A 13,525-nucleotide genomic window follows, 5' to 3' on the forward strand; every position below is an offset into this window, starting at 1 on the left:
CACCTCTTAAGGAGGCACTAGCATGTCAGATTACCTCGTGATCGTGGAGTCGCCTTCTAAGGCGAAGACCATTGAAAAATATTTAGGGAAAAAATACAAAGTCGTCGCGTCTATGGGACATGTTCGCGATTTACCTAAAAGCCAAATGGGGATAGAAGTAAAGAATAACTTCACCCCGAAGTATATTACCATTCGTGGTAAGGGTCCCGTTTTAAAAGATTTAAAATCAGCGGCAAAAAAAGCAAAAAAAGTCTATCTCGCAGCCGATCCAGACCGCGAGGGAGAAGCGATTGCTTGGCATTTAGCAAATACGTTAAATGTGGACGTTGAATCGGATTGCCGGGTTGTGTTTAATGAGATTACAAAAGATGCAATCAAGGAATCATTTAAGCATCCTCGCGCAATTAATATGGATTTAGTAGATGCACAACAAGCAAGACGAATACTTGATCGTCTTGTTGGTTACAATATTAGTCCTTTATTATGGAAGAAAGTCAAAAAAGGATTAAGTGCAGGACGCGTACAATCTGTAGCGGTTCGTTTAATTATTGATCGTGAAAAAGAAATTCAAAACTTTACTCCTGAAGAATTCTGGACAATTAAAACAGAATTTGTAAAAGGAAAAGACACATTTGAAGCATCTTTTTACGGTGTAAACGGAGAGAAAGTTCAGTTAACAAATGAAGCACAAGTAAATGACATAATTGGAAAAATGAAAGACAATGCGTTTTCGGTTGAAAATGTAACGAAAAAAGAGAGAAAGCGCAATCCTGCATCACCGTTTACAACGTCTTCCCTACAGCAAGAGGCAGCGCGTAAGTTAAACATGCGAGCAAAGAAAACAATGATGCTTGCACAGCAACTATATGAAGGGATAGATCTTGGTAAACAAGGAACAGTAGGTCTTATTACGTATATGAGAACAGATTCAACACGTATCTCAGAAACTGCTCAAGAAGAAGCTCGTTCTTATATTACTGACGCATTTGGTTCGGAATACATAGGGACAGAGAAGAAGAAGGAAACGAAAAAAGCGAATGCACAAGATGCGCACGAAGCAATTCGTCCAACTTCTGTGATGAGAAAGCCAGATGAATTGAAAAGTTTCTTAAGTCGTGATCAACATCGTTTGTATAAATTGATTTGGGAGCGGTTTGTTGCAAGTCAAATGGCATCTGCTATAATGGATACTGTTACAGCTAGACTCATTAATAACAATGTTCAATTCCGTGCAAATGGATCGGTAGTGAAATTCCCAGGGTTTATGAAGGTGTACGTGGAGTCGAAAGATGATGGTGCAGAAGAAAAAGATAAAATGTTGCCTCCTTTAGAAATAGGAGAAACTGTATTTTCAAAAGATGTAGAGCCGAAACAACATTTTACACAGCCACCACCACGCTATACGGAGGCCCGTTTAGTTCGAATGCTTGAAGAGCTTGGAATTGGGAGACCATCGACTTATGTACCAACGCTCGAAACGATTCAGAAGCGAGGATACGTCGCATTAGATAATAAACGATTTGTTCCTACTGAACTTGGCGAGATTGTAATCGAACTTATTTTAGAGTTTTTCCCAGAAATTATTAACATCGAATTTACTGCCAATATGGAGCAAAGTCTCGATGAAGTAGAAGAAGGAAAAGCGAATTGGGTAAAAATTGTTGACAATTTCTACGTAGGCTTTGAACCTCGCTTGGAAAAAGCGGAGAAAGAAATGCGCGAAGTAGAAATTAAAGATGAACCAGCTGGGGAAGACTGTGAGTTGTGTGATCACCCAATGGTCTTTAAAATGGGTAAATACGGAAAGTTTATGGCTTGTTCAAATTTCCCTGATTGTCGTAATACAAAACCGATTGTAAAAGAAATCGGTGTAACTTGTCCGAAATGTGATAAAGGACAAATTATTGAACGTCGAAGTAATAAAAAGAAACGTCTTTTCTATGGGTGTGGAACATATCCAGAATGTGACTTTGTATCTTGGGATAAGCCGATTGGCCGAAAATGTCCAAAATGTGAAGGTATGCTTGTAGAGAAGAAGTTGAAAAAAGGCGTTCAAGTGCAATGTATTTCGTGTGATTATGAAGAAGAACAACAAATGTGAGCGTAACCGCTCACATTTTTTTCGGGATAGAAAAGGAAAGGTGATATATATGACAACACAAGTAGTAAACGTCATTGGCGCAGGTCTTGCGGGAAGCGAGGCTGCTTATCAAATCGCAAAACGTGGTGTCCAAGTAAAGTTATATGAAATGAGGCCTGTAAGGCAAACACCAGCCCATCATACAGATAAATTTGCTGAGTTAGTATGTAGTAATTCACTTCGTGCAAATACATTAACGAATGCTGTTGGGGTCATTAAAGAAGAAATGCGCCGAATGGACTCTGTTATCATTCGTGCGGCTGACGAATGCTCTGTACCAGCAGGAGGAGCTTTAGCTGTAGATCGTCATGAGTTTGCGGCGAAAGTAACAGAATATGTGAAAAACCATCCAAATGTAACTGTAATGAATGAAGAAGTTACAGAAATTCCAGAAGGACCAACTATTATCGCGACAGGTCCACTTACATCTCCTGATCTTTCTGCACAGTTGAAAGAATTAACGGGTGAAGATTATTTTTATTTCTATGATGCGGCTGCTCCAATTGTAGAGAAGGACAGCATTGATATGAATAAAGTATATTTGAAATCTCGTTATGATAAAGGGGAAGCAGCATACTTAAACTGCCCGATGACAGAAGAAGAGTTTGACCGTTTCTATGATGCTTTAATCGCTGCTGAGACAGTACCATTGAAAGAATTTGAGAAAGAAGTTTTCTTTGAAGGATGTATGCCAGTAGAAGTTATGGCGGGTAGAGGTAGACAGACGTTGCTATTTGGTCCGATGAAACCAGTTGGGTTAGAGGACCCAAAAACAGGGAAGACACCATATGCGGTTGTTCAATTGCGTCAAGATGATGCGGCAGGAACGTTATACAATATTGTAGGATTCCAAACGCATTTAAAGTGGGGACCACAAAAAGAAGTATTACAATTAATTCCTGGACTTGAAAATGCAGAAATTGTACGCTATGGTGTAATGCATCGCAATACATTTATTAATTCACCGAAGTTACTTCGTCCAACATATCAATATAAGCACCGTGACGATTTATTCTTTGCAGGACAAATGACAGGGGTAGAAGGATATGTAGAATCGGCTGCTTCAGGGTTGTTAGCAGGTATTAACGCAGCTCGTGTTGTACAAGGAGAAGAGCCTATTGTACTACCACCTGTAACTGCGATGGGGAGTATGGCGAATTACATTACTGCAACAAATGCGAAAAACTTCCAACCGATGAATGCAAACTTTGGTTTATTTACACCACTAGAAAAGAAAATTAAAAAGAAACAAGAACGAAATGAAGCATACGCAGCACGCGCTTTAGAGATAATTCAAAATTTTGTAAATATTTAGTTAAATTTCTTGCAAAGGCTACTGAATTGTGATACGATTTAGTAGCCTTTATTGAGGTGAGTTATGTGAATGTGAAGAAATTGTTACAATTATTCGTTGGATATTTACAAATTGAAAGAAATTATTCAAAATATACAATTGCAAGTTATCAAAATGATTTAGAACATTTTGTGCAATTTATGGAGCGAGAAGGTATATCCTCTTTTTTAGATGTTACATACGTTGATGTTCGTTTGTACTTAACGACGTTACACGATGAAAAGTTAGCCCGTAAATCTGTCGCAAGGAAAGTGTCAAGCTTACGAAGTTTATATCGTTTTTTGATGCGTGAAGGGTATCGCGAAGATAATCCGTTCGCACTTGCGTCACTCCCCAAAAAAGAATGGTCAATCCCAAAGTTCCTGTACGCTGAAGAGTTGGAAAAATTATTTGAAGTTTCTGATATGACAACGCCGCTTGGTCAAAGAAATCAAGCCCTATTAGAACTCATGTATGCAACAGGGATTCGTGTGAGTGAATGTGTAAATTTACAACTCACTGACATTGATTTTTCAGTGGGAACAATTCTTGTAATGGGAAAAGGCAAAAAACAAAGGTATATTCCGTTCGGAAGCTATGCACAAGATGCTTTAATTACTTATATAGAGAACGGGAGAAAACAGTTATCTAAAAAAAATGAGGAACACTCTCAAATGGTGTTTTTAAATGCAAAGGGTACGCCGTTAACAGATCGAGGTGTGCGTTATATTTTAAATGAACTGATTAAGAAAGCTTCTCTTACAATGCGAATAAGTCCACATATGTTAAGGCATACATTTGCTACACATATGTTAGATGAAGGAGCTGATTTACGTACTGTACAGGAGTTATTAGGTCATGAGAATTTATCAGCGACACAAATTTATACGCATGTTTCTAAAGAAAGATTGCGTTCTGTTTACATGAAGCATCACCCACGGGCATAAATTGCTTTTAAAGCTATAAAAACATATAAAGGAGTTTTTTCTATGGGAAATTTCCACGCTACAACGATATTTGCAATTCACCATAACGGTAAGTGTGCAATGGCTGGTGATGGACAGGTGACATTTGGCAATGCCGTTGTGATGAAGCACACAGCCCGCAAAGTCCGAAAGTTATTTCAGGGAAAAGTGTTAGCTGGCTTTGCAGGTTCAGTTGCGGATGCGTTTACTCTTTTTGAAATGTTTGAAGGAAAACTAGAAGAGTACAATGGCAATTTACAACGTGCTGCAGTTGAAATGGCAAAGCAATGGCGTGGTGATAAGATGCTGCGTCAATTGGAAGCAATGCTCATTGTCATGGATGAAACAACACTGCTTCTCGTTTCAGGTACGGGGGAAGTAATCGAACCAGATGATGGTATTTTAGCGATTGGTTCAGGTGGACATTATGCACTTGCTGCTGGTCGTGCTTTAAAGCAACATGCGAGTGAACATTTAACAGCAAAACAGATTGCGAAAGCAAGTTTAGAGATTGCTGGCGATATTTGTGTGTATACAAACCACAACATAGTTGTGGAAGAATTGTAGAATCGTAAGGGAGGCATTTTATATGCATTTACATTTTACTCCGCGTCAAATTGTAGAAAAATTGGATCAATATATTATTGGTCAAAAGGATGCGAAAAAAGCGGTTGCAGTAGCACTTAGAAATCGATATCGTCGCAGTAAGCTAGCGGAAGATTTGCGCGATGAAATTGCTCCGAAAAACATTTTAATGATTGGACCGACAGGTGTCGGGAAGACAGAGGTAGCACGACGAATGGCGAAGCTCGTTGGGGCACCTTTTATTAAGGTTGAGGCTACCAAATTTACAGAAGTTGGATACGTCGGCCGGGATGTAGAATCGATGGTACGTGATCTTGTGGAAACGTCCGTTCGTATTGTGAAAGAAGAGATGGTAGTTAAGGTTAAAGATAAAGCTGAAGAGCAAGCGAATCAACGACTTGTTGAAATTTTAGTACCGAGTCAACAAAAACAAACAGGATTTAAAAATCCATTAGAAATGCTGTTTGGTGGGAATCAAAATTCTAGTCAGACATCTGAAACACAAGACGACGCAGAAATTGAAAATAAGCGCCGAGAAGTTGAAAAGAAACTTGCTGCCGGTTTACTTGAAGAGGAAGTCGTATCGATTGAAGTGACGGAACAACAGTCTTCTATGTTTGATATGCTACAAGGAACTGGTATGGAACAAATGGGGATGAATTTCCAAGATGCATTAGGAAGTTTTATGCCGAAAAAAACGAAAAAACGTAAACTTTCTGTAAAAGAAGCAAGAAAAGTCTTGACAAATGAGGAAGCACAGCGCTTAATTGATATGGATGAAGTTACACAAGAGGCTGTTTATCGTGCTGAACAGCTCGGGATTATTTTTATTGATGAAATTGACAAAATTGCTGGTAAGCAGTCGAATAGCGTAGACGTATCGCGTGAAGGTGTGCAGCGTGACATTTTACCGATTGTAGAAGGGTCAAATGTTGCAACGAAATATGGATCAGTAAAAACAGATTATATTTTATTCGTTGCAGCCGGCGCATTCCATATGTCCAAACCGTCTGATTTGATTCCAGAATTGCAAGGGAGATTTCCGATTCGGGTGGAATTAACGAAATTATCAGTAGATGATTTTGTTAAAATTCTGATCGAACCAGACAATGCGTTAGTGAAGCAGTATATAGCATTGTTGGCAACTGAAGGTATAGAAATTGAATTTTCTGACGAAGCTATTCGTAAGATTGCTGAGATTGCTTATCAAGTTAATCAAGATACGGATAATATTGGAGCGAGAAGGCTTCATACCATTATGGAGAAACTTCTTGAAGATTTATCGTTTGAAGCATCTGAAATTACGTTAGAAAAAATAACGATAACACCTCAATATGTAGAGGAAAAATTAGCGACAATCGCTAAAAATAAAGATGTGAGCCAGTTTATTTTGTAATAGTATCATCAGGTGACTCGCCCTAGTTTCCAAGTGATGAAAAAATATGTAAGTAACATGTAGGAGGAACTTTTGAAATGGAATTATTAGCAAAAACGAGAAAATTAAATGCTTTATTACAAAGAGCAGCAGGAAAGCCTGTAAACTTTAGAGAAATGTCTGATACAATGTGTGAAGTAATTGAAGCGAACGTATTCGTTGTAAGTCGTCGTGGTAAATTATTAGGATATGCAATTCACCAACAAATTGAGAACGAACGCATGAAACAAATGCTTGCAGAGCGTCAATTTCCAGAAGAATATACACAAAGCTTATTCCATATTACAGAAACATCTCCAAACTTAGATGTGAATAGTGAATACACAGCTTTCCCTGTAGAAAACAAAGAATTGTTCGGTCAAGGTTTAACTACAATCGTGCCAATCGTTGGTGGTGGTGAGCGTCTAGGTACATTAGTGTTAGCTCGTCTTGGTCAAGAATTCTTAGATGATGATTTAATCCTTGCTGAGTACAGCTCAACTGTAGTAGGTATGGAAATTCTACGTGAAAAAGCAGAAGAAATTGAAGAGGAAGCTCGTAGTAAAGCGGTTGTTCAAATGGCGATTAGCTCATTGTCTTACAGTGAATTAGAAGCAATTGAACATATCTTTGAAGAGTTAAATGGAACAGAAGGTTTACTTGTTGCAAGTAAAATCGCTGATCGCGTTGGAATTACTCGTTCTGTAATCGTAAACGCCCTTCGTAAATTAGAAAGTGCAGGCGTTATTGAATCTCGTTCTTTAGGTATGAAAGGAACATACATTAAAGTATTAAACGACAAGTTTTTACATGAACTTGCTAAATTAAAAACAAACTAATTTGTAAGAAAAGCTCTCCTCATCTGAGGGGAGCTTTTTTATTTTTTAAGAGATCCATTGTGGGTTTGTGTGAGGGAAACCTTAGTTTTATTTCGTAGACAAGGTTGCTTAAAATAGAAAAAATGCGGTAATACTGGAATTGAAGCAGAGAAAAAAGATGAGTAAAATCATAATCAAAAAGAAAGTTTTACATTGTTCGCATTTTCGACTTGATTGTAATATTTCATTATGATATAGTAAGCAGTGGTGTCAGTACAAAGTATACACGTTTACTGATTTAAGTGTTGGTGCTACGCTTGTAGTTTCACTTAAAGATGAAGTAAACGGAGGATATCAAAAACCATTTAGGAGGAACTAAATTATGTCAGTAATTTCTATGAAGCAATTGCTTGAAGCTGGTGTTCATTTCGGACATCAAACTCGTCGTTGGAACCCAAAAATGAAACGTTACATTTTCACAGAGCGTAACGGTATCTACATCATCGACTTACAAAAAACTGTGAAAAAAGTTGAAGAAGCTTTCAACGTAATGCGTAACATCGCTGCTGAAGGTGGCGACATTTTATTCGTAGGTACAAAAAAACAAGCACAAGAAGCTATCAAAGAAGAAGCAACTCGTGCTGGAATGTACTTCGTTAACCAACGTTGGTTAGGTGGAACTTTAACAAACTTCCAAACAATCCAAAAACGTATCAAGCGTCTTAAAGATATCGAAAGAATGCAAGAAGATGGTACATTCGATGTACTTCCTAAGAAAGAAGTTGTTCAACTTAAAAAAGAGTTAGAGCGTCTTGAAAAATTCTTAGGCGGTATTAAAGATATGAAAGGTCTTCCAAGTGCATTATTCGTAGTAGACCCTCGTAAAGAGCGTATCGCAGTTGCTGAAGCACGCAAATTAAACATTCCAATCATCGGTATCGTTGATACAAACTGTGATCCAGACGAAATCGATCACGTAATTCCAGCAAACGATGATGCAATTCGTGCTGTAAAACTTCTTACATCTAAAATGGCAGACGCGATCCTTGAAGCAAAACAAGGTGAAGAAACTGTTACTGCGTAACAAATTTGGAAAGGTGATAAGGGGTTCGGCCTTTTATCACCTTTTTTAAGGTATAAACACCTTTTTAAAAGGTATAAATACATATTTTAGGAGGATGAAAAGTATGGCAATCACTGCACAAATGGTAAAAGAACTTCGTGAAAAAACTGGCGCAGGTATGATGGACTGCAAAAAAGCTTTAACAGAAACTAATGGCGACATGGAGAAAGCAATTGATTTCTTACGTGAAAAAGGTATTGCAAAAGCTGCTAAAAAAGCAGACCGCATCGCTGCTGAAGGTTTAACTTTCATCGAAACAAACGGTAACGACGGTTTAATCTTAGAATTAAACTCTGAAACTGATTTCGTTGCGAAAAACGAAGGTTTCCAAACATTAATTAAAGAATTAGCTGCTCACTTATTAGCTAACAAACCTGCTAACCTTGAAGAAGCTATGGCTCAAACAATTGCAAACGGCAAAACAGTAGAAGAGTACATCAACGAAGCAATCGCTAAAATTGGTGAAAAACTTACACTTCGTCGTTTCGAAATCGTATCAAAAACTGATGCAGATGCATTCGGTGCTTACCTACACATGGGTGGACGCATTGGTGTATTAACAGTTCTTGAAGGTTCTACAGATGAAGCAGCTGCTAAAGATGTAGCAATGCACATTGCAGCAGTTAACCCTAAATACATCGACCGCGATGCTGTAACAGCTGAAGAAGTTGAGCATGAGCGTCAAGTATTAACACAACAAGCTTTAAACGAAGGCAAGCCAGAAAAAATCGTTGCGAAAATGGTTGAAGGTCGTCTTGGCAAATTCTTCGAAGAGATTTGCTTACTTGACCAAGCATTCGTTAAAAACCCTGATATGAAAGTTCGTCAGTTCGTTGAGTCTAAAGGCGGCACATTAAAAGGATTCGTTCGCTACGCTGTTGGTGAAGGTATCGAAAAACGCGAAGACAACTTTGCTGAAGAAGTAATGAACCAAGTAAAAGGTAGCAACTAATACAGATTAGGGAACACATTGTGTTCCCTTTTTTAAAATAAAGATGTAAGCAATTGGAGGTTCATTATGAGTAAACCGAAATATAATCGTGTTGTTTTAAAGCTAAGCGGAGAAGCGTTAGCTGGTGAAAAAGGATTTGGAATTAACCCAGCTGTTATTAAGTCAGTTGCAGAACAAGTGAAAGAAATTGCAGAACTTGATGTAGAGGTTGCTGTTGTTGTTGGTGGCGGTAACATTTGGCGTGGGAAAATTGGAAGTGAAATGGGCATGGATCGTGCAGGAGCGGACTATATGGGCATGTTAGCGACAGTTATGAACTCATTAGCTCTTCAAGATAGCTTGGAGAACATTGGAATTCAAACGCGTGTTCAAACTTCTATTGAAATGCGTCAAGTGGCAGAACCTTACATTCGTCGTAAAGCAATTCGTCACTTAGAGAAGAAACGTGTTGTTATTTTTGCAGCAGGTACAGGTAACCCATACTTCTCTACAGATACAACTGCAGCATTACGTGCAGCGGAAATCGAAGCGGATGTTATTTTAATGGCGAAAAACAATGTAGATGGTGTGTATAGTGCAGATCCATCTGTTGATCAAACAGCTACGAAATATGAATCACTTACATACTTAGATGTATTAAAAGAAGGTTTGGGTGTAATGGATTCTACTGCTTCTTCATTATGTATGGACAATGATATTCCATTAATTGTATTCTCGGTTATGGAAAAAGGAAACATTAAACGTGCCGTTTTAGGCGAAAATATTGGAACAATTGTAAGGGGGAAATAAATATGGGTCAACAAGTATTAAAAGCTGCAAATGAAAAAATGGAAAAAGCAGTTGCTGCTTATTCACGTGAATTAGCAACAGTTCGTGCTGGTCGTGCAAACGCGTCTGTATTAGATAAGGTACAAGTTGATTACTACGGTGCACCAACACCTGTTGTGCAGTTAGCGAACATTACAGTTCCAGAAGCACGTTTACTTGTAATTCAGCCTTATGATAAAACTTCTATCGGTGATATTGAAAAAGCGATCTTAAAAGCAGATTTAGGCTTAAATCCTTCTAACGATGGCTCAGTAATTCGCATTGCATTCCCAGCATTAACAGAAGAGCGTCGTCGTGATCTTGTTAAAGTTGTGAAAAAATACGCTGAAGAAGCAAAAGTTGCTGTTCGTAACGTACGTCGTGACGGCAATGATGACCTTAAAAAGCTTGAAAAAGCTGGCGAGATTACAGAAGACGACTTAAGAGGATATACAGAAGATATCCAAAAAGAAACGGATAAGTATATTGCAAAAGTTGACGAAATCGCAAAAAACAAAGAAAAAGAAATCATGGAAGTGTAATAGCGATACCTTCGCAAATATGACCCTCTTCTTAAGGGGGTCTTTTTACACTTTTAGGCATACGTCTGCTTGTTGGAGGGTATGAATGATGTTTAAAAAGTTTCCTTTTTTTAAAGGTAAAAAGGTCACATCGTTTGATCATCTCATTGAAGAAGTGAAAAAGGGACATATCCCAGAGCACATTGCAATCATTATGGATGGTAATGGAAGGTGGGCAAAGAAAAGAGCTATGCCTCGTATTGCTGGACATCATGAAGGAATGCAAGTAGTAAAAAAGATTACGAAATTTGCTAGTAAACTTGATGTAAAAGTGCTGACTCTTTATGCTTTTTCTACTGAGAACTGGAAAAGACCGAAAAAGGAAGTCGATTATTTAATGAAGCTTCCAGAAGAATTTTTAGGTACATTTTTACCAGAATTGATTGAAGAAAATGTACAAATTCGAGTGATTGGACAAAAAGATCGTCTTCCTACGCATACGCGCAGAGCGATGGAAAAAGCCATGGAAGATACAAAAGAGAACACGGGATTAATTCTCAATTTTGCGTTAAACTATGGAAGTCGCGATGAAATCGTTTCTGCTGTGCAACAGATGATGAAAGATAGTGAAAAAGGGAAAGTTCGTTCAGAAGATATAAATGAAGAAATGATTTCTTCATACTTAATGACAAGTACTTTACCTGATCCGGATTTGCTTATTCGTACAAGTGGAGAACTACGTATTAGTAATTTCATGCTATGGCAAATTGCATATTCGGAGCTTTGGTTTACAGATGTGTATTGGCCAGATTTTACCGAGGAACATTTGTTAAACGCGATTACAGACTTTCAACATAGAGGGCGCAGATTCGGAGGCGTGTAGAAAGAGAGGGTTTGGTAGTGAAACAGAGAATTATTACAGGAGTGATTGCTGCCGCGCTATTCATTCCCATCGTAATTTACGGTGGCGTGCCTTTTACAGCTTTAGTGTATGCACTCGCTTCTATAGGGTTATATGAATTAATTCGCATGAACAAGCTTACACTTATTTCGGTACCAACAGTTTTAGCTGCATTATTATTGTGGATTATTTTAGTTCCAAGTAATGCATCAGGATTGTTTGAGTGGATTGGATTAGATAAATTGGAAATCACATTTGTGATTGTTTTATTACTTTTATCATATACAGTCCTTTCGAAGAATACATTTACTTTTGACAATGCTGCATTTTTACTTATGGCAACAACATATGTTGCAATGGGATTCTTATATTTAAATGAGACAAGAATATTGGGAATCAAATATGTGTTTTATGCATTATTTGTCATTTGGGCAACTGATTCAGGCGCATATTTCATAGGGAAAGCAATTGGAAAAAGAAAATTGTGGCCAGAGATTAGTCCGAATAAAACGATAGAAGGTTCATTAGGCGGTATTGTTTGTGGTATTGTTGTTGCGTTTGTATATAATATGTTTTACCCAGTTGAAAACAGTGTGGGAATTTTAATTGTTGCTACAATCGCAATTTCTATTTTTGGACAAATTGGTGACTTAGTACAGTCTGCATTTAAGCGGCATTATGGCGTGAAGGATTCAGGTAAAATTTTACCTGGCCATGGCGGTATATTAGATCGAACAGATAGCTGGCTGTTTGTTTTACCAATTCTATATTTCTTATTACAATACATTTAATAAATGAACGAGGGGTTGGAGTCATGAAAAACATTAGTTTATTAGGTGCAAGTGGATCAATTGGAACGCAAACGTTAGATGTATTGCGCATGCACCCAGACCAATTCCGTCTCGTTGCTTTTTCTGTAGGAAAAAATATCGATTACGCAGTAAAAGTGATTCAAGAATTTTCTCCTCAGCTTGTTTCTGTACAAAGAGAAGAAGATGTTGTAAGCTTACAATCCGTTTCTGGAAATACAAAAGTAGTATATGGTGACAAGGGGTTATTAGAGGTAGCTCTTCATCCAGAAGCAGAAGTTGTAATAAATGCTGTTGTAGGTAGTGTAGGATTGTTACCAACACTTCGTGCAATTGAGGCAAAAAAAACAATTGGAATTGCAAATAAAGAAACATTAGTAACTGCAGGACATCTTGTCATGGAAGCGGCGCGAAAATACAATGTGTCATTACTTCCAGTAGATAGTGAACATTCAGCTATTTTTCAATGCTTGAATGGAGAAAATGAAAAAAGAATCTCGCGTTTAATTATCACTGCTTCAGGCGGGAGTTTTCGTGATAGAACGAGAGATGAATTGCATCATGTGACAGTAGAAGATGCGCTTCGTCATCCGAACTGGTCAATGGGTTCGAAAATTACAATTGATTCTGCTACAATGATGAATAAGGGGCTGGAAGTAATTGAAGCACATTGGCTTTTCGGCATTCCTTATGAGCAAATCGATGTTGTTTTACATAAAGAAAGCATTATTCATTCTATGGTTGAATTTGAAGATCGTAGTGTAATGGCGCAGCTCGGCTCACCAGATATGCGTGTACCAATTCAATATGCACTTACATATCCTGACAGGTTACCTCTTTCGGATACAAAACGGTTAAATCTATGGGAAATTGGAACGTTGCATTTTGAAAAAATGGATCAAGAGCGTTTCCGTTGCCTACGTTTTGCATATGAAGCTGGGAAGACGGGTGGGAGCATGCCAGCTGTAATGAATGCAGCAAATGAAGTAGCTGTAGCAGCCTTTTTACAAAAGAAAATTGGTTTCTTAGCAGTAGAAGACCTCATTGAAAAAGCAATGCACCATCACAATGTCATTGCACGTCCGAGCTTAGAAGAAATTCAGGAAATTGATGCGGCCACAAGACGGTTTGTGATGGAACAAATTTAGCAAAGGTGG

General features: G+C 38.0%; 13 protein-coding genes. All 13 read left to right on the plus strand.

The genetic code is table 11. The features are described 5' to 3' along the window. Nucleotides 1-22 precede the first annotated feature (22 nt). The 13 genes from topA (at nt 23) to dxr (ending at nt 13,516) form a co-directional block, all read left to right on the plus strand. Nucleotides 23-2,101: a type I DNA topoisomerase gene (gene topA, locus V7183_RS06530; protein WP_097895204.1), complete on the plus strand. Its 2,079-nt coding sequence runs from the start codon at nt 23-25 to the stop codon at nt 2,099-2,101. Nucleotides 2,102-2,150: 49 nt separating this feature from the next. Further along, the gene (trmFO, locus tag V7183_RS06535) at nt 2,151-3,455 is read left to right on the plus strand and encodes an FADH(2)-oxidizing methylenetetrahydrofolate--tRNA-(uracil(54)-C(5))-methyltransferase TrmFO (protein WP_097895206.1); all 1,305 of its coding nucleotides are present in this window, start codon (nt 2,151-2,153) and stop codon (nt 3,453-3,455) included. Between the two features lie 65 nt (nt 3,456-3,520). Continuing rightward, nucleotides 3,521-4,420, plus strand: coding sequence for a tyrosine recombinase XerC (gene xerC, locus V7183_RS06540; protein WP_335359011.1), 900 nt, complete (start codon nt 3,521-3,523; stop codon nt 4,418-4,420). Nucleotides 4,421-4,462: 42 nt separating this feature from the next. Beyond that, complete coding sequence (gene hslV, locus V7183_RS06545; RefSeq protein ID WP_097895210.1) at nt 4,463-5,005, plus strand: ATP-dependent protease proteolytic subunit HslV; 543 nt, start codon at nt 4,463-4,465, stop codon at nt 5,003-5,005. 22 nt (nt 5,006-5,027) lie between these two features. Then, complete coding sequence (gene hslU, locus V7183_RS06550; protein ID WP_097895212.1) at nt 5,028-6,419, plus strand: ATP-dependent protease ATPase subunit HslU; 1,392 nt, start codon at nt 5,028-5,030, stop codon at nt 6,417-6,419. Nucleotides 6,420-6,496: 77 nt separating this feature from the next. Next, the gene (gene codY / locus V7183_RS06555; RefSeq protein ID WP_097895214.1) at nt 6,497-7,276 is read left to right on the plus strand and encodes a GTP-sensing pleiotropic transcriptional regulator CodY; all 780 of its coding nucleotides are present in this window, start codon (nt 6,497-6,499) and stop codon (nt 7,274-7,276) included. 361 nt (nt 7,277-7,637) lie between these two features. Continuing rightward, a complete protein-coding gene (gene rpsB / locus V7183_RS06560) occupies nt 7,638-8,339 on the plus strand; it encodes a 30S ribosomal protein S2 (RefSeq protein WP_012094919.1) in 702 nt (233 codons plus the stop codon). A gap of 103 nt (nt 8,340-8,442) precedes the next feature. Then, entirely contained in the window at nt 8,443-9,330 is an 888-nt protein-coding gene (gene tsf / locus V7183_RS06565; protein WP_097895216.1) for a translation elongation factor Ts, read from the plus strand. Nucleotides 9,331-9,396: 66 nt separating this feature from the next. After that, nucleotides 9,397-10,119: a UMP kinase gene (gene pyrH, locus V7183_RS06570; RefSeq protein ID WP_097895218.1), complete on the plus strand. Its 723-nt coding sequence runs from the start codon at nt 9,397-9,399 to the stop codon at nt 10,117-10,119. Between the two features lie 2 nt (nt 10,120-10,121). Next, nucleotides 10,122-10,679 (plus strand): ribosome recycling factor, encoded by a 558-nt coding sequence (gene frr / locus V7183_RS06575; RefSeq protein ID WP_097895221.1) that lies wholly within the window; start codon nt 10,122-10,124, stop codon nt 10,677-10,679. 85 nt (nt 10,680-10,764) lie between these two features. Further along, on the plus strand, nt 10,765-11,541 hold the full coding sequence (locus V7183_RS06580; protein ID WP_097895222.1) for an isoprenyl transferase: 777 nt from the start codon (nt 10,765-10,767) through the stop codon (nt 11,539-11,541). A 17-nt stretch (nt 11,542-11,558) separates the two neighbouring features. Beyond that, the gene (locus V7183_RS06585) at nt 11,559-12,350 is read left to right on the plus strand and encodes a phosphatidate cytidylyltransferase (protein WP_097895224.1); all 792 of its coding nucleotides are present in this window, start codon (nt 11,559-11,561) and stop codon (nt 12,348-12,350) included. Nucleotides 12,351-12,373: 23 nt separating this feature from the next. Beyond that, on the plus strand, nt 12,374-13,516 hold the full coding sequence (gene dxr, locus V7183_RS06590; RefSeq protein ID WP_097895226.1) for a 1-deoxy-D-xylulose-5-phosphate reductoisomerase: 1,143 nt from the start codon (nt 12,374-12,376) through the stop codon (nt 13,514-13,516). The last annotated feature ends 9 nt before the right edge of the window (nt 13,517-13,525 follow it).

It is taken from the genome of Bacillus sp. JJ1127 (genome assembly GCF_036965845.1).
GTDB lineage: Bacteria > Bacillota > Bacilli > Bacillales > Bacillaceae_G > Bacillus_A.

Bases quoted from the DNA above. Each gene is read 5' to 3' on its own strand.
- trmFO (WP_097895206.1), top strand. From the start codon at position 2,151: ATGACAACACAAGTAGTAAACGTCATTGGCGCAGGTCTTGCGGGAAGC.
- pyrH (WP_097895218.1), top strand. From the start codon at position 9,397: ATGAGTAAACCGAAATATAATCGTGTTGTTTTAAAGCTAAGCGGAGAA.
- dxr (WP_097895226.1), top strand. From the start codon at position 12,374: ATGAAAAACATTAGTTTATTAGGTGCAAGTGGATCAATTGGAACGCAA.
- hslU (WP_097895212.1), top strand. From the start codon at position 5,028: ATGCATTTACATTTTACTCCGCGTCAAATTGTAGAAAAATTGGATCAA.
- V7183_RS06580 (WP_097895222.1), top strand. From the start codon at position 10,765: ATGATGTTTAAAAAGTTTCCTTTTTTTAAAGGTAAAAAGGTCACATCG.
- frr (WP_097895221.1), top strand. From the start codon at position 10,122: ATGGGTCAACAAGTATTAAAAGCTGCAAATGAAAAAATGGAAAAAGCA.
- hslV (WP_097895210.1), top strand. From the start codon at position 4,463: ATGGGAAATTTCCACGCTACAACGATATTTGCAATTCACCATAACGGT.
- tsf (WP_097895216.1), top strand. From the start codon at position 8,443: ATGGCAATCACTGCACAAATGGTAAAAGAACTTCGTGAAAAAACTGGC.
- codY (WP_097895214.1), top strand. From the start codon at position 6,497: ATGGAATTATTAGCAAAAACGAGAAAATTAAATGCTTTATTACAAAGA.
- rpsB (WP_012094919.1), top strand. From the start codon at position 7,638: ATGTCAGTAATTTCTATGAAGCAATTGCTTGAAGCTGGTGTTCATTTC.
- topA (WP_097895204.1), top strand. From the start codon at position 23: ATGTCAGATTACCTCGTGATCGTGGAGTCGCCTTCTAAGGCGAAGACC.